Source organism: Streptococcus oralis (genome assembly GCF_006175905.1).
GTDB lineage: Bacteria > Bacillota > Bacilli > Lactobacillales > Streptococcaceae > Streptococcus > Streptococcus oralis_BG.
Genome location: NZ_SSNB01000001.1, coordinates 795,659 through 811,330 on the forward strand (window position 1 = coordinate 795,659; position 15,672 = coordinate 811,330).

The 15,672-nt window shown below is 43.0% G+C and carries 14 protein-coding genes and 1 riboswitch; of the genes, 11 read left to right on the forward strand and 3 right to left on the reverse strand.

Going from position 1 to position 15,672, the window contains the following annotated elements; all coding sequences use genetic code 11:
• Window positions 1-7 precede the first annotated feature (7 nt).
• Window positions 8-685: a DUF1129 domain-containing protein gene (locus E7Y33_RS03960; RefSeq protein ID WP_161976031.1), complete on the reverse strand. Its 678-nt coding sequence runs from the start codon at window positions 683-685 to the stop codon at window positions 8-10.
• A gap of 11 nt (window positions 686-696) precedes the next feature.
• A complete protein-coding gene (locus tag E7Y33_RS03965) occupies window positions 697-1,641 on the reverse strand; it encodes a magnesium transporter CorA family protein (protein ID WP_096408493.1) in 945 nt (314 codons plus the stop codon).
• A 136-nt stretch (window positions 1,642-1,777) separates the two neighbouring features.
• Between E7Y33_RS03965 and uvrA the strand changes: the two genes are divergently transcribed.
• Complete coding sequence (gene uvrA, locus E7Y33_RS03970) at window positions 1,778-4,603, forward strand: excinuclease ABC subunit UvrA (RefSeq protein ID WP_139689714.1); 2,826 nt, start codon at window positions 1,778-1,780, stop codon at window positions 4,601-4,603.
• A 37-nt stretch (window positions 4,604-4,640) separates the two neighbouring features.
• Here the strand turns inward: uvrA and E7Y33_RS03975 are convergent, their stop codons facing one another.
• On the reverse strand, window positions 4,641-5,396 hold the full coding sequence (locus tag E7Y33_RS03975) for a hypothetical protein (protein ID WP_125397598.1): 756 nt from the start codon (window positions 5,394-5,396) through the stop codon (window positions 4,641-4,643).
• A gap of 147 nt (window positions 5,397-5,543) precedes the next feature.
• On the opposite strand from E7Y33_RS03975, the gene E7Y33_RS03980 reads away from it, so the two are divergent.
• The 10 genes from E7Y33_RS03980 to E7Y33_RS04030 all read left to right on the forward strand — a co-directional run bounded on the left by E7Y33_RS03980 (window position 5,544) and on the right by E7Y33_RS04030 (window position 15,323).
• Window positions 5,544-6,605 carry a M24 family metallopeptidase gene (locus E7Y33_RS03980; protein WP_125397597.1) on the forward strand — a complete coding sequence of 354 codons (1,062 nt, stop codon included), beginning with the start codon at window positions 5,544-5,546 and terminating at the stop codon, window positions 6,603-6,605.
• A 55-nt stretch (window positions 6,606-6,660) separates the two neighbouring features.
• Window positions 6,661-6,812: riboswitch (M-box (ykoK) riboswitch) on the forward strand.
• Window positions 6,813-7,007: 195 nt separating this feature from the next.
• The gene (mgtA, locus tag E7Y33_RS03985; RefSeq protein WP_139689715.1) at window positions 7,008-9,668 is read left to right on the forward strand and encodes a magnesium-translocating P-type ATPase; all 2,661 of its coding nucleotides are present in this window, start codon (window positions 7,008-7,010) and stop codon (window positions 9,666-9,668) included.
• Between the two features lie 133 nt (window positions 9,669-9,801).
• The gene (gene spx, locus E7Y33_RS03995) at window positions 9,802-10,200 is read left to right on the forward strand and encodes a transcriptional regulator Spx (RefSeq protein ID WP_000591165.1); all 399 of its coding nucleotides are present in this window, start codon (window positions 9,802-9,804) and stop codon (window positions 10,198-10,200) included.
• 66 nt (window positions 10,201-10,266) lie between these two features.
• Complete coding sequence (locus E7Y33_RS04000; RefSeq protein WP_139689716.1) at window positions 10,267-10,836, forward strand: SP0191 family lipoprotein; 570 nt, start codon at window positions 10,267-10,269, stop codon at window positions 10,834-10,836.
• Between the two features lie 86 nt (window positions 10,837-10,922).
• Window positions 10,923-11,189, forward strand: coding sequence for an IreB family regulatory phosphoprotein (locus E7Y33_RS04005; RefSeq protein ID WP_000507059.1), 267 nt, complete (start codon window positions 10,923-10,925; stop codon window positions 11,187-11,189).
• A 3-nt stretch (window positions 11,190-11,192) separates the two neighbouring features.
• Window positions 11,193-11,612: a Holliday junction resolvase RuvX gene (ruvX, locus tag E7Y33_RS04010; protein ID WP_049477385.1), complete on the forward strand. Its 420-nt coding sequence runs from the start codon at window positions 11,193-11,195 to the stop codon at window positions 11,610-11,612.
• Between the two features lie 15 nt (window positions 11,613-11,627).
• Window positions 11,628-11,933 (forward strand): DUF1292 domain-containing protein, encoded by a 306-nt coding sequence (locus E7Y33_RS04015; protein ID WP_000017624.1) that lies wholly within the window; start codon window positions 11,628-11,630, stop codon window positions 11,931-11,933.
• A 257-nt stretch (window positions 11,934-12,190) separates the two neighbouring features.
• Window positions 12,191-13,441: a bifunctional folylpolyglutamate synthase/dihydrofolate synthase gene (locus E7Y33_RS04020; RefSeq protein WP_139689717.1), complete on the forward strand. Its 1,251-nt coding sequence runs from the start codon at window positions 12,191-12,193 to the stop codon at window positions 13,439-13,441.
• 90 nt (window positions 13,442-13,531) lie between these two features.
• The gene (locus E7Y33_RS04025; protein WP_095726307.1) at window positions 13,532-13,987 is read left to right on the forward strand and encodes an SP_0198 family lipoprotein; all 456 of its coding nucleotides are present in this window, start codon (window positions 13,532-13,534) and stop codon (window positions 13,985-13,987) included.
• Between the two features lie 184 nt (window positions 13,988-14,171).
• Complete coding sequence (locus E7Y33_RS04030; protein WP_139689718.1) at window positions 14,172-15,323, forward strand: iron-containing alcohol dehydrogenase; 1,152 nt, start codon at window positions 14,172-14,174, stop codon at window positions 15,321-15,323.
• The last annotated feature ends 349 nt before the right edge of the window (window positions 15,324-15,672 follow it).

The window sequence follows — 15,672 nt, forward strand, 5'->3', positions numbered from 1 at the left end:
ACTTTTCTTAATAACGGGATGGGCCCGCGCTTGCACTTCGGATATTGAAGCGTTTCTTGAGATAGAAGCGAAGGGCGAGAAGGGCTGCTCCTAGGACAGCCAAAGGCAGTGGAGCAAGGATTGGATTGAGAGCTGCTGGTAGGAAGCTTGTTGCGAAGAAGACAGCTAACCAGAGAAGCATAGCAGCGAGGATGACGAGGATTGATTTCCAGAAAGGAGGGCGCTGGCTACGATCTGTGTCTGGTCCATAATACTGGTAGACAAAGTAGTACATCAAGTAGAAGGCCACACCTCCAACAAGCCCAACCAACGAGAGGGTAATCAAACCATAGCCAATAGCCTGGTCTGTAGAGAAAAAGTTGGTCAGAGCGCTAACCAGTGCAAAGAGACTGGTAATAAAAAGGGCTGAGTCCATAATCATGAGTTTGGGATCATCATTTTCTTTTGGATGCTCTTTTTCGTACTGTTCCTTGACTGTGAAACTGTGAGCCCAGTGAGTTGGAGCGCCATAGAGGGAACGAGCTGTTGTTCCTTTGCCTTGCTCTTCAAGGATTTTAGGAATGACTTCCTCAAAAACAGCCTTGATTTCAGCATCTGTTTTGCCATCTTTGATAAATTGCTGGGTAGCAATATGGATAAACTCTTGGTTTTTCTTAGTTAATTTTTGTAGATCAATCTGAGACATAGGAATTCCTCTTAGAACCATTTTTTATGGATGAGATAGAGAGTGAGCGAAACACTCATAGCAAAGGCGATAAAGACGATTAACCAGAAGGCGTGAGGCTCACCGTTTAGAGGGATTTCATTATCCTTAAAGTTCATCCCGTAGGCTGAGAAGATCATGGTTGGGACAGACATAACGATGGTCACGAGAGCCAGGGTCTTCATGATGTTGTTCTGGTTGTTGGAAATGATAGAGGCAAAGGTCTCTGTCATAGAGTGAAGGACGTTTCCATAGATATCTGCCATCTCAATGGCCTGTTGGGTTTCAATCAGGGTATCCTCAAGTAGGTCTTGGTCCTCTAAGTATTTTTTAATATTGCTGGTTGCGCTGGTCAATTTCTTAATCACGCGCTCATTTGTCTTAAGTGAGGCCTTGAAATAGACGATGGTCTTTTCCAATTCCATGAGTTCGATCAGTTCTTCGTTTCGAGTAGATTTGTGAAGTTGACTTTCGATCTGGTCACTCTTACGGTCAATCGAACGAAGGGCTGTCAGGTAAAGTTCAGCGTTGCGATAGAGAATCTGGAAGATAAAACGTGAACGCATGAAAGTGTAGAAATTGCGAAGTCTACGGTTGATAAAGACATCGAGAACAGGGAGGGGCTCCAAGCAGGTAGTGATAATGGTCTCCTCGGTGATGATAATCCCTAGCGGAATCGTTACGTAGTAGGTGCGATTGTTTCTTTCCTCTGTGATGGGAACGTCTACGATGATCAAAGTATACTCATCTTCAATGGTAATACGAGACATTTCTTCCGCATCGAGCGGTGCTCGGAGGTCAGCGATGTCAATGTCAAAGGCATTGGCTATTTCCAGTGATTCATTTTGTGTAGGATTGACGAGATTGATCCAAGTACCCGGTTCAAGCGTGTCGATCTCTTTAAATTCAGTTGTTGTTGAGAGAAAAACTTGTTTCATATCCCCTATCCTTTCCTACTATTCAGTGTTTGATTTTTTGCACCGTACTATTATACTACAAAATCGGCTTTTTGGGTAATAGAATTTCACATTTTTTGGTATAATGGAAAGCAATAATGGACTAGAAAGATCAAAGATGCAAGATAAAATTGTCATTCATGGGGCTCGTGCCCATAACTTAAAAAATATCGATGTGGAGATTCCTAGAGACAAGCTGGTTGTCGTAACGGGCTTGTCAGGTTCTGGGAAATCCAGTCTAGCTTTTGATACCCTCTATGCTGAGGGGCAACGCCGCTATGTAGAGAGCTTGTCAGCCTACGCTCGTCAGTTCTTGGGCAATATGGAAAAACCAGATGTAGATGCCATTGATGGTCTCAGCCCAGCTATTTCCATTGACCAAAAAACAACCAGTAAAAATCCTCGTTCGACCGTCGGGACAACGACTGAAATCAATGACTATCTGCGTCTCCTCTACGCACGTGTAGGGACGCCTTACTGTATCAACGGCCACGGGGCTATCAAGGCTTCTTCTGTGGAGCAAATCGTTGATAAGGTCTTAGAATTGCCAGAACGCCAACGCTTGCAGATTTTGGCTCCTGTCATTCGTAAGAAAAAAGGACAACATAAGAGTGTCATTGAAAAGGTTCAGAAAGACGGCTATGTTCGTGTCCGAGTGGATGGGGAAGTCTATGATGTGACCGAAGTGCCTGAACTGTCCAAGAGCAAGCAACACAATATCGATGTCGTGGTTGACCGTATTGTCATCAAGGAGGGCATTCGTAGCCGTCTCTTTGATTCCATTGAGGCTGCCCTTCGTATCGCAGAAGGATATGTGATTATCGACACTATGGATGATTCTGAGTTGCTCTTTTCTGAGCACTATGCCTGCCCGGTTTGTGGTTTTACCGTACCAGAGCTAGAGCCTCGTCTCTTCTCCTTCAATGCCCCGTTTGGCTCGTGTAGTGAGTGTGATGGTTTGGGCATCAAGCTGGAAGTGGATACTGATTTGGTAGTACCAGATGCTAGCAAAACGCTACGCGAGGGAGCCTTGGCACCTTGGAATCCTATCTCATCCAACTACTATCCAAATATGCTAGAGCAGGCCATGACAGCCTTTGGAGTGGATATGGATAAGCCTTTTGAGGAGTTATCAGAAGAAGATAAAAACTTGATTCTCTACGGTTCAGATGGCAAGGAATTTCATTTCCACTATGAGAATGAATTTGGCGGTGTGCGGGATATTGACATTCCTTTCGAGGGGGTGGTTGGCAATATCAAACGTCGTTACCATGAAACCAATAGTGACTACACGCGCACCCAGATGCGTCTCTACATGAATGAGCTAACCTGTGGAACTTGTCACGGCTACCGTCTTAACGACCAGGCCTTGTCTGTTCGTGTAGGTGGCGAGCAAGGTCCCCATATCGGAGAGATTTCAGACCTGTCTATCGCAGACCACTTGGAGTTGGTGAGTCAGCTGACCCTATCTGAAAATGAAGCCATCATTGCTCGTCCCATTCTCAAGGAAATCAAGGATCGCTTGACCTTCCTCAATAACGTAGGCCTCAACTATCTGACTCTGTCACGTTCGGCAGGAACCCTTTCAGGTGGGGAGAGTCAGCGTATTCGCTTGGCAACCCAGATTGGTTCTAATTTATCAGGCGTCCTTTATATTCTAGATGAGCCGTCGATTGGACTTCACCAGAGGGACAATGACCGTCTCATTGCCAGCTTGAAAAAAATGCGTGATTTGGGCAATACTCTCATCGTGGTAGAACATGATGAAGACACCATGCGTGAGGCAGATTATCTGATTGACGTTGGTCCTGGTGCGGGAGTTTTTGGTGGGGAGATTGTCGCTGCAGGTACGCCTAAGCAAGTGGCTCGCAACAGCAAGTCTATCACCGGTCAGTATTTGTCAGGGAAACGTGCCATTCCAGTGCCAGCAGAGCGTCGTGCCGGAAATGGACGTTTTATCGAGGTGACAGGAGCGCGTGAGAACAACTTGCAAAATATCACTGCTCGCTTCCCATTGGGAAAATTCATCGCAGTGACAGGGGTGTCAGGTTCAGGGAAGTCGACCTTGATCAACAGCATCCTCAAAAAAGCCATTGCCCAGAAGCTCAACCGCAATTCAGACAAACCTGGTAAGTTTAAGACGATTACAGGGATTGAGCATGTAGACCGCTTGATTGACATTGACCAGAGCCCGATCGGACGGACGCCGAGGTCCAACCCAGCTACCTATACGGGAGTTTTTGACGATATACGTGACCTCTTTGCCCAGACAAATGAAGCTAAGATACGAGGCTACAAGAAGGGCCGTTTCAGTTTCAACGTCAAGGGAGGCCGTTGTGAAGCCTGCTCGGGTGACGGGATCATCAAGATTGAGATGCACTTCTTGCCAGATGTTTATGTGGCCTGTGAAGTTTGCCATGGGACTCGCTACAACAGTGAAACCCTAGAAGTCCACTATAAGGAAAAGAATATCTCGCAGGTCTTGGACATGACCGTCAACGATGCGGTGGAATTCTTCCAACACATTCCTAAGATTCAACGCAAACTCCAGACCATCAAGGACGTGGGGCTGGGCTATGTAACGCTAGGTCAACCGGCTACCACCCTTTCTGGGGGAGAAGCCCAGCGTATGAAGTTAGCTAGTGAACTCCACAAACGCTCAACAGGTAAATCCTTCTACATTCTGGATGAGCCGACGACAGGACTTCATACGGAGGACATCGCTCGTCTGCTCAAGGTTTTAGCTCGCTTTGTAGACGATGGCAATACAGTCCTCGTTATCGAGCACAATCTAGATGTTATTAAAACAGCAGACCATATCATCGACTTGGGACCTGAAGGCGGTGTTGGTGGAGGAACCATCATTGCAACAGGAACCCCAGAAGAAGTAGCGGCCAACGAAGCCAGCTACACAGGACAGTATTTGAAAGGAAAGTTAAAATAAGATTTAAAAGGCTCTGCTTTTTTAGGCAGAGTCTTTTTTATAATAAATCACGAATTTTTTCTTTTATAAATGGGTTAAGAGAATAGTGTTTATCCAGATATTCTAGGAGTGCTTGAGCAGACTCAGAAATGCGTTCGTAACCTTGCAAAAAGTGAGGCAATTGCTTGGCTTCCTTTGGATAACCTTCTTCAAATCGTCTGTTGGTATTAAAGATATCTATAAAATTAGATTTAGAAGTTGTTTCCAAACTGATTAGTTCAGTCCAAAGCTTGACGGCTCTGTTTTGTATTAAATCATAAGCAGCTAATTTTTCGCCTCGCTGATAGCGACCTAGCCCTAAATATAGATTACATAAAATTTCTCCCAACAGCCATTCACGGTCTCTGTTATCTTTTGATGGCAGTCTTTGTGGCTGACAGATTGTTTCATCAAAACCGACCTCCTTCCAGATAATCTTGCCTTCAGAGAAGGGGATGTTTACTAGTTCGTGAGCTTCAAAGACAGCAAATTCACAAAAAACATCATCTTCAAATAGAACTTTATGTCCATCCACTGTATTTTGGTAGTGAAATGCAATTGGTTCTAGCTTACTTAACCAGGTTAGGTCTTGGATATAAGTCTGCTTGTAGCCATCTTTTACAATAACAAAGAAGTCTAAATCTGAGTACTGATCCAATCGTTCTCTTTCTGTTCCGCAAGAACCAAGTGCCAGCAAAGCTAGTGCTTGGTTCGAATTTTTTAGAGACTGACCAATCTCATCTAGTCTTTGTAACAGCAACTCTGTTTTATTCATATCGATACCTCATTCTTTCTTGTCTAACAGAAATTATACATTAAGCGCTTTCAAATGTCAATTTTATCTAATCCTAGCTATATAGATTGTATTATTTTCGGTATTTTTTTGCTATAATAAATTGAATCATTTTACGGAGGTTTTCTCATGTTATCAAGAGTTGAAAAATTTGAAGTAGCCTTAAAACAGACAGAGTGTGATGCTGTCTTAGTAACCAATCTGAAGAATATTTACTATCTGACTGGTTTCAGCGGGACAGAGGCGACGGTTTTCATCAGTAAAAAGCGCCGGATTTTTCTGACGGATTCTCGTTATACTCTTATTGCCAAGGGCGTGGTTGAGGGCTTTGACATTGTGGAAACGCGCGATGCGGTTGGTGAAATTGCCAAAATCGTTGCGGACGACAAGCTGGAAAAAATTGGCTTTGATGACGAGATTTCCTATGCTTACTTCAAGATGCTGGAAAGTGTGTTTGCTGGTCATGAGCTGGTTCCAATGACTGGTTTTATTGAAAATCTGCGGATGATCAAGGATGAGCAAGAAATCGCAACCATTCGTAGGGCCTGCCAGATTTCGGATCAAGCCTTCCTAGATGTACTGGATTTTATCAAGCCCGGTGAGACGACTGAGATAGCCGTTATGAACTTTTTAGATGCCCGTATGCGCCAGCTAGGTGCTTCAGGTGCCTCTTTTGATTTTATCATCGCTTCGGGCTACCGCTCTGCTATGCCACATGGCGTGGCTAGTGACAAGGTCATTCAAAAGGGTGAAACCCTGACCATGGACTTTGGTTGCTACTACAACCACTATGTCAGCGATATGACGCGGACAGTTCATGTGGGGCAGGTGACAGATGAAGAGCGGGAGATTTATGATATTGTCCTGCGCAGCAATCAAGCCCTCATAGATGCAGCCAAGGCTGGTCTCAGTCGAATTGATTTTGACAGGATTCCGCGCCAGATTATTAACGATGCAGGCTACGGTCCTTACTTCAGCCACGGGATTGGACATGGGATTGGTCTGGATATCCATGAAATTCCTTACTTTGGCAAGTCAGAAGAGCCAATCAAGGCTGGCATGGTCTTGACCGATGAGCCGGGCATCTATCTGGATGGTAAATACGGCGTTCGTATTGAAGATGATATCTTAATTACAGATAACGGTTGCGAATTGTTGACCCTAGCACCGAAGGAATTAATTGTTATTTAAGAAAATTATGATAAATCATTGACTTTTATATTTTAAAGGTTTATACTGATAGACGAAAACGGTAGGTGAGGCTACCATAGGGATACGGATGACTACCGCAAAGCAGTGGAGACACTACTCGTTGGTCAACAGTCCTGGTCGCGAAGGCCAAGACTAAGCTCATTACATCGCCCTATGGAGTTAAAGCTTGAACGAAAAAACAGATAGTTAGTTTTTTAATCCTGCCATTTTATGGTGGGATTTTCTACTGTTTTAGAACAAGGAAAGGAGACAAACGATGCAAATTGACGATCATCCAGAACCGCACATACACAGCCAATCGCTGATTTGTGTCGTTCTGCCCTTATAAAGTGATTGGTCTCTGTGTATGAAACACATCATTCATACAGATAGGAGAAACCAATGAAAACTACAAAAGAAAGATTAGCAACAGCTATTCATACACCTTTAAACGAAACTCTATCTTTTTATAAGACAAGTCTAATAGGCTTGTCTGAGGAGCAGGTGGAGAAAAATCGTGACCTATATGGCGAAAACACCATCACCAAGGGTCAAGAAGACAGTATCCTCAAAAAGATTTACGAATCTATTATCAATCCATTTACAATCATCCTGCTGGTCATCGCTATGATTTCCATGGTGACCAATGTCTGGTTGGCGAAGCCTGGACAAGAAGATCCGACGACCTCTATCATCATCGTCGTTCTCGTTCTAATCTCTGGTGGCATACGCTTTGTCCAAGAACTGCGGAGTGACAAGGCTGCGACCAATCTATCAAAAATGATTGTGAATACAGCCACAGTTATTCGTGAAGGCCAGAGTTTAGAGGTCGCAATTGAAGATTTGGTCGTTGGAGATATAGTCAAGTTGAGTGCTGGGGATATGATTCCAGCAGACCTCCTTTTGATTGAATCACGTGATTTCTTTGTCCAACAGTCTGGCTTGACAGGCGAAAGTGACTCGGTTGAAAAATTGGCTTTGTCAAAAATGAGTCAGTCAAATTTTGATAGTCTGCTAGAAGCAGAAGCGCTCGCTTTTATGGGAACCAATGTGATATCAGGAAGCGCTAAGGCTTTGATTCTAGCGGTCGGTGATGACACCATGATGGGAGAAATCGAGCAGACTCTCAATACCTATGACGAACCGACCTCTTTTGAACGGGAGATGAACAGCATCTCTTGGCTCTTGATCCGTTTGATGTTAGTCATGGTTCCCATCGTGTTTCTCTCCAATGGCTTGACAGATGGCGACTGGCTGGAAGCAGGTGTGTTTGCACTGAGTGTTGGTGTTGGATTGACACCTGAGATGCTTCCTATGATCATCACGGCCAGTCTAGCAAAAGGCTCCATTATCATGGCCAAGGAAAAAGTCGTCATCAAAAAACTCAATGCCATACAGGACCTAGGTGCTATTGATATCCTATGCACGGATAAAACCGGAACCCTTACCCAAGACGAAATTGTCCTGGAATATCCTTTGGATATACATGGAGATTTGGATTTGTCTGTGTTGAGACGGGCTTATCTCAATTCCTATTTTCAAACCGGTTTGAAAAACTTGATGGACCGTGCCATCATCAGTAGAACTGAAAAAGAAGCTAAAGAACACGCTATTCTACAAAATTTGGATACTAGCTTCCAAAAAATAGACGAATTGCCCTTTGATTTTGAACGCAGACGGATGAGTGTCATCGTCAAGGATGAGAACGAAGTTGTTAGTTTGGTAACCAAGGGTGCCCTAGAGGAAATGCTTGCGATTTCAACCCATGTGGAATATCAAGGTCAGATTAGCCCTCTGACGGATGATATCCGAGTGGAAATCTTAAAAGAAGTAGATCAACTTAATCAACAGGGATTGCGAGTCTTGGGAGTTGCCTATAAAACAGGCCTAAAAGAAGGTTTTGCTTACTCCGTTGAAGATGAAAAAGAGATGATTCTAACAGGCTATCTTGCCTTTCTAGATCCACCAAAACCATCCGCAGCACCTGCTATCCAAGCTTTGTTAGAACACGGTGTTCAAACAAAGATCTTGACGGGAGACAATGAGAAGGTAACTCAAGCAGTATGCGAAAAAGTTGGTCTAGACGTTGATCAAATCTTGTTGGGTTCTGATATTGACGCCATGACGGATGAAGAGTTGGCCCAAGCAGTTGAGAAGGTGACTGTCTTTGCCAAACTCTCTCCGGATCAAAAAGCACGAATCATTTTACAAATCAAATCGAATGGACATTGTGTTGGCTATATGGGAGATGGGATCAATGATGCCCCTTCTATGAAAGTGGCAGATGTGGGGATTTCTGTTGATACAGCAGTAGATATTGCCAAAGAAACGGCTGATGTCATTTTGCTAGATAAGGATTTGATGGTGCTTGAAAAAGGGCTGGTTGAAGGACGCAAAGTCTATGCCAACATGACCAAATATATCAAGATGACGGTCAGCTCTAATTTCGGGAACATTTTCTCTCTGTTAGTGTCTGGTATCTTTTTACCTTTCCTTCCTATGGCTCCGATTCACTTGATTGTGTTAAACCTCGTCTATGATCTTTCTTGCATTGCCTTGCCATTTGATAATGTGGATGAAGACTTTTTGAAACATCCTCATAAGTGGGAAGCCAAGTCTATTACTCGCTTTATGATTTGGATGGGGCCGATTTCTTCTGTTTTTGATATTTTGACCTTTATCTTGCTCTATTTTGTCATTGTCCCAATGGCGACAGGCCAAGCCTATGCTCACGGAGCAGAGTCTGCAACGGGCTTTATCATCTTGTTCCAGACAGGTTGGTTCATTGAATCCATGTGGTCCCAAACCATGGTTATCCATATGCTTCGTTCAGCAAAACTTCCTTTCTTACAAAGTCGTCCATCATGGTTTGTTCTTGGGACAACCTTGCTAGCGGCTAGTTTTGTGACCTTCCTTCCCTACTCTTCAATTGCTAGCCTACTTTATTTAACCCCTTTGGAACCAATTTATTTCCTCTTTTTGCTTTTGATTATCGTTCTCTATATGATAAGTGTTACAGTTGTAAAACGATTGTATATCAAAAAATTTAAAAGTTGGTTATAAATTGATTTTGTCAAGAAAAAAGTACGAAAATCGCGAAAAAAGTTAATTTTTTTAAAAATAGGTCGCAAGTCGGATGTTTTTTATGGTATAATAGACTAAACTGATAGTAACATGTAGCGAAAGGGGTAGGTACATGATCAAAATTTATACAGTCTCAAGTTGTACTAGCTGTAAAAAAGCGAAAACCTGGCTCAATGCCCACCAGTTAAGTTATAAAGAACAAAATCTCGGTAAAGAAGGAATTACAAGAGAAGAGTTATTAGATATTCTCACGAAAACAGATAATGGAATTGCCAGTATCGTTTCGTCCAAAAACCGCTACGCTAAGGCACTTGGAGTTGACATCGAGGATTTGAGTGTCAATGAAGTGCTCAACTTAATCATGGAAACACCACGGATCTTAAAGAGTCCGATTCTCGTTGACGAGAAGCGCCTACAAGTCGGCTATAAAGAAGATGATATCCGTGCCTTCTTGCCACGCTCTGTCCGTAATGTAGAAAATGCAGAAGCACGTCTACGTGCAGCTCTATAAAACGTCAAGGCTGGGAGTGACTCCTGGCCTTGTTTGCTCTTTTGTTTTAAAATCATGTGAGGAATTATGAAAAAGTTACTAATTGCTAGTTTTGCTCTCCTCTTTTTGCTTGCAGGATGTGGGCAAAAAAAGGAAACCCCTGCTGCTTCTAAAACAGCATCTGAACCTCTCCAATCAAACCTTCCCGTTTTGGACAATGCCGAAAAGAACACGGTGGTCACCAAGACCTTGCTGATGCCAAAGTCGGAAAATGGAACGCAGCAGATTCAGATTATTACCTATAAAGGCAATCAATTTCTGACCTTAACCATCCAGCAAAAACGACCTGTCGGGGATGAACTAAAGACCTTTATCTCTGAAAATGGCCTAGAGGAGACGCAAAAAGCGCTTCTAGAAGCGGAAGAAAAGGATGAGACCATCCAAGAGGCGCGCAAACTGGCAGGATTTACACTGGAAACCAAGCTGCTCAGCGAGACAGAAATCCAGACGACAACGACTTATGATTTTCAAGTTTTGGATATCAAAAAGGCATCTCAGCTAGAATATTTAAAAAATATCGGCCTTGAAAATCTCTTAAAAAACGAACCTAGCCAGTATATTGATGATAGAGTGGCAAATGGGGCGACAGAACAATAGAAAATCCAAATAAATAGACTGACTTATTTGTAGAACGTCAGGGAATGTGCTATAATAGTACTATTCTAAGGAAAGAGGGTGTTAGAATGGGATTTACTGAAGAAACTGTACGGTTTAAATTGGATGATTCCAATAAGAAAGAAATTAGCGAAACGTTGACAGATGTTTATGCTTCTTTGAATGACAAGGGCTACAATCCGATTAACCAGATCGTCGGTTATGTATTGAGTGGAGACCCTGCCTACGTTCCTCGTTATAACAATGCACGAAATCAAATCCGTAAGTATGAGCGTGATGAAATTGTTGAAGAATTGGTACGCTACTACCTTAAAGGACAAGGAGTCGATCTATAATCTATGAGAATTATGGGATTGGACGTCGGTTCAAAAACAGTGGGTGTTGCCATTAGCGACCCACTAGGTTTCACCGCTCAAGGACTTGAAATCATCCAGATTAATGAGGATCAAGGTCAGTTTGGTTTTGACCGGATCAAGGAATTGGTTGACAACTATAAGGTGGAACGCTTTGTAGTAGGTCTGCCAAAGAACATGAACAATACTAGCGGTCCACGGGTAGAAGCTAGTCAAGCCTATGGTGCCAAGCTAGAAGAACTCTTTGGTTTGCCAGTAGACTATCAGGATGAGCGTTTGACAACGGTCGCTGCGGAACGTATGTTGATTGAACAAGCAGATATCAGCCGTAACAAGCGCAAAAAAGTTATCGATAAGTTGGCTGCTCAGCTGATTTTGCAAAATTATTTAGATAGAAAATTTTAAGACAGAGGAGAAACTATGTCACACGATCACAACCATGACCACGAAGAACGTGAATTGATTACACTAGTAGATGAGCAAGGAAATGAAACCTTGTTTGAAATTCTTTTGACCATAGACGGGAAAGAAGAATTTGGTAAAAACTATGTTCTGCTAGTGCCAGTTAATGCAGAAGAAGATGAAAATGGTGAAGTTGAAATCCAAGCTTACTCATTTATCGAAAATGAAGACGGAACAGAAGGCGAATTGCAACCAATTCCAGAAGACTCAGAAGACGAATGGAACATGATTGAAGAAGTCTTCAACAGCTTTATGGAGGAGTAAACACGTCCAGTGGACGTGTTTAGCCCAACTCCCAGAAATTGGGAAGAGTTGGAACATCCAGTGAACATTTTTACCCTTACGCTAAAAATAAAGACCGTAAGTAATTCCGGGGGACGTTTTTAGCTCACGTTGAAATTCATAGTAACTAGTGATTAGCTAACCAGGTAAGAGGTCGGGATTTTAGTTCCGACCTCGTTTTTTATTTGTAATCATACTTTGATGCGGTAGTTGATTGGACTTTTGTTAAGGAGACATGTATGTTTGAAGTAGAAGAATGGCTGCATAGTCGGATTGGTTTAAATTTTAGATCTGGACTTGGACGAATGCAGCGAGCAGTGGATTTGCTGGGGAATCCTGAGAAGACTTATCCTATTATACACGTAACAGGGACTAATGGTAAAGGGTCAACTATTGCCTTCATGAGGGAGTTGTTTGTTTCTCATGGTAAAAAAGTTGGTACTTTTACCTCTCCTCATATCATCAGCATCCATGATCGAATCTGTATTAATGGACAGCCGATCGCGGAGGAAGACTTTGTCCGTATAGCTAACCAAGTCAAGGAGATGGAGAAAACTCTCTTAGAAACACATGATCAATTGTCTTTCTTTGAGTTGTTGACCCTGATTGCTTTGCTTTACTTTAAAGAGCAGGGAGTGGATCTGGTTCTGCTAGAAGTGGGGATTGGTGGTTTGCTTGATACCACTAATGTCGTAACAGGAGAGATTGCAGTTATTACTTCGATTGGGCTAGATCATCAGGAGACCTTGGGCGATAGCCTGGAGGAAATAGCCAAGCAGAAAGCTGGTATTTTCAAGGCTGGCAAGCAGGCGGTCATTGCCAAGCTTACTCCAGAAGCGGAGCTTGTCTGTCAAAAAAGAGCAAAAGAGTTAGCTGTTGAACTTTATCAAGCTGGGCGAGACTTCACATTGAATGCGGGGGATTTTTCAAGTAAGCTAGCAAACTTTTCACAGCTTGAAATCGGTTTGGAAGGTGCTTATCAGCAAGAAAATGCCGCCTTGGCTTTAGAAACTTTTCTTCTGTTTATGGCGTCAAGAGGTGAAAGGGTCGAAGAAGAGTTTGTCAGACGGGCTTTGAAGGAGACACATTGGGCAGGTCGATTGGAACGGATTCGCCCACAAATCTACCTAGATGGGGCTCACAATCTGCCAGCCTTGACTCGTCTAGTCGAGTTTATCCAAGGGAAAATCCAGCAAGGTTACCAGGTTCGCATCCTTTTTGGAGCACTTAAACGCAAGGATTATCAGGGGATGCTAGGCTATCTATCTAAGCAGTTGCCTGAGGTGGAACTTAAGGTAACAGGCTTTGACTACCAAGGCTCTCTGGATGAAAAGGATGTGGCGGGTTACGATTTGATTCCTTCCTATGGCGACTTTATCAGAGAATTTGAAGAAAAGGCCAATGAGCAGGACTTGCTCTTCGTGACGGGCTCACTCTACTTTATCTCGGAAGTCCGAGCGAGTTTGCAAGGAAGCGATGGGATTAGTTGACCTTCTAGGCTTAAGTTGTTATACTTGAGGTAGGAGGTATATCTGGAAACGATTCCAGCAAAACATTGGCACAAAAGAAAGGAAATCGCTATGAAAACGAAAACATTCACACTTTCTATTGCTTCCCTAGCAATTCTTAGTCTTTTAGCAGCTTGTGGACCTAAGGCACAAGCCCCTACCCAGCAATCTGCTCAGCAATCATCTTCTCAACAAGAATCATCTTCTAGCGCTGCGACAAGTGCTAGTCAACCACAGGCGTCCTCAAGTCAGGACACTACTGTAGCTCAACCTACGAATATCGATGGTACCTATACTGGAAAAGATGAGAATGACCAAATCACTCTTGTTGTAACAGGTAAAACTGGTACATGGACTGAAGTCGAGCCAGATGGAGATAAGGAAATCAAGCAAGTCAGCTTTGAGCCAGAAAATCAACGTGTCATTATCGGGGATGATGTCAAAATTTACACGGTTAATGGTAATCAATTGATTATCGATGATATGGACCGAGAGGCATCTGACCGAGTGGTATTAACTAAGCAATAATGAATAAGTAAAAGTTCCAATGAGATGAAAGCTATCTTTTTGGAGCTTTTTTCTTGAAAAAGTGGCTGGCTGTTCTTTACTAACTTTTTACTTAAAACGCTTACAAATATTTGTAAAACTTCTTATAAGGTCGTATACTTATGGTAAATAATCAAATAGCGCAGAGGCGCAGGAGGAAAAGCGTATGGCTACATTTTACGTTCCATCAGTTAACCTTATTGGTAAAGGTGTTGTAAATGAAGTAGGTCCGTATATCAAGGAACTGGGATATAAGAAGGCTCTTTTGGTGACAGACAAGTTCATCGAGGGAAGTGATATTTTACCTAAGATCCTAAAACCACTAGATGCTGAAGGGATTGAATATGTGATCTTTAGCGATGTGGAGCCAAATCCGACTTGCAAGAACGTCACAGACGGAGTGGCTGCTTTGGAAGAGCATGGATGTGACTTCATCATCAGTCTTGGAGGAGGATCTCCTCAGGATGCGGCTAGTTGTATCTCTATCATCGCTACAAATGGAGGAAAACCTCAAGACTATGAGGGTCTCCACAAATCTGCTAAAAAAGGCTTGCCAGTGGTTGCAATCAATACAACAGCTGGAACTTCTGCAGAAATCACCATTAACTATGTTATTACTGACGAAGAGCGCAAGGTCAAGATGGTAATGGTTGATAAGAACAGCCTTGCCCTTATCTCAGTCAATGATCCAGAACTCATGCTTTCAAAACCGAAAGGATTGACAGCAGCGACAGGTATGGATGCTCTTACTCACGCTGTCGAAGCCTTGGTAACACCAGGTGCTTATAATGTGACCAAGAAACTCTCTATCGGAGCGATTGAACTCATCAAGGAGTATCTTCCTCGTGCTGTGGCAAATGGCCAAGATATTGAAGCGCGTGAGGCTATGGTCAATGCTATCTTCCTCGGTGGTATGAGCTTTAACAATGCTGGTTTGGGTTATGTTCATTCTATGGCTCACCAACTCGGTGCGGTATATAACTTGCCACATGGTGTCTGCTGTGCCATGCTTCTCCCAGTTGTAGAACGTGAAAATGCCAAGCGTGTACCAGAAGCTTTCCGCAATGTAGCCAAGGCCCTGGGACTCCATGTGGAAGGGAAAACAGACCAAGAATGTGCTGACTATGCTATCGCTGAGATTGAGAAACTTTCTGAAACTGTTGGTATTCCGAAGAAACTCACTGAACTCGGTATCCAAGAAAAAGACTTTGACTTTGACTACCTTTCTAAGAATGCTTTGATCGATGCTTGTGCACCTGGAAATCCATTTATGCCGACTTTGGAAGAAACCATTGCTCTCTACAAAGAACTCTTCTAAGGATTAAGTAGAGTGGAAGCGACGTATTCCCCAACATATAAATAATATTGGAAAGAACTATCATTTTGGTAGTTCTTTTTTTAAAAATTTGCTATCCTAGACATATGAGAAAAATCAAAATTGATGTGGTTGTAGTACCCTTAAGTGGGCATCTCTTCCCAACACTGAATTTACTTGCCCCCTTGTTGAAGGATCCCTTGTATGAGATTCGATTATTTACAGGACCGCAACGAAAAGCTGTTGCAGAGGAGATGGGATTCCAGGTGATCCCCATTTTAGAAAATTGTGTAGATGAGTTTGAGCGTGTAGCCAACAATGAAGGTCAATTAAACCTTTTTTCTGCTTATCG

Coding starts and splice junctions, on each gene's coding strand:
- E7Y33_RS03960 (WP_161976031.1), bottom strand. CDS start 685: ATGTCTCAGATTGATCTACAAAAATTAACTAAGAAAAACCAAGAGTTT.
- E7Y33_RS03965 (WP_096408493.1), bottom strand. CDS start 1,641: ATGAAACAAGTTTTTCTCTCAACAACAACTGAATTTAAAGAGATCGAC.
- uvrA (WP_139689714.1), top strand. CDS start 1,778: ATGCAAGATAAAATTGTCATTCATGGGGCTCGTGCCCATAACTTAAAA.
- E7Y33_RS03975 (WP_125397598.1), bottom strand. CDS start 5,396: ATGAATAAAACAGAGTTGCTGTTACAAAGACTAGATGAGATTGGTCAG.
- E7Y33_RS03980 (WP_125397597.1), top strand. CDS start 5,544: ATGTTATCAAGAGTTGAAAAATTTGAAGTAGCCTTAAAACAGACAGAG.
- mgtA (WP_139689715.1), top strand. CDS start 7,008: ATGAAAACTACAAAAGAAAGATTAGCAACAGCTATTCATACACCTTTA.
- spx (WP_000591165.1), top strand. CDS start 9,802: ATGATCAAAATTTATACAGTCTCAAGTTGTACTAGCTGTAAAAAAGCG.
- E7Y33_RS04000 (WP_139689716.1), top strand. CDS start 10,267: ATGAAAAAGTTACTAATTGCTAGTTTTGCTCTCCTCTTTTTGCTTGCA.
- E7Y33_RS04005 (WP_000507059.1), top strand. CDS start 10,923: ATGGGATTTACTGAAGAAACTGTACGGTTTAAATTGGATGATTCCAAT.
- ruvX (WP_049477385.1), top strand. CDS start 11,193: ATGAGAATTATGGGATTGGACGTCGGTTCAAAAACAGTGGGTGTTGCC.
- E7Y33_RS04015 (WP_000017624.1), top strand. CDS start 11,628: ATGTCACACGATCACAACCATGACCACGAAGAACGTGAATTGATTACA.
- E7Y33_RS04020 (WP_139689717.1), top strand. CDS start 12,191: ATGTTTGAAGTAGAAGAATGGCTGCATAGTCGGATTGGTTTAAATTTT.
- E7Y33_RS04025 (WP_095726307.1), top strand. CDS start 13,532: ATGAAAACGAAAACATTCACACTTTCTATTGCTTCCCTAGCAATTCTT.
- E7Y33_RS04030 (WP_139689718.1), top strand. CDS start 14,172: ATGGCTACATTTTACGTTCCATCAGTTAACCTTATTGGTAAAGGTGTT.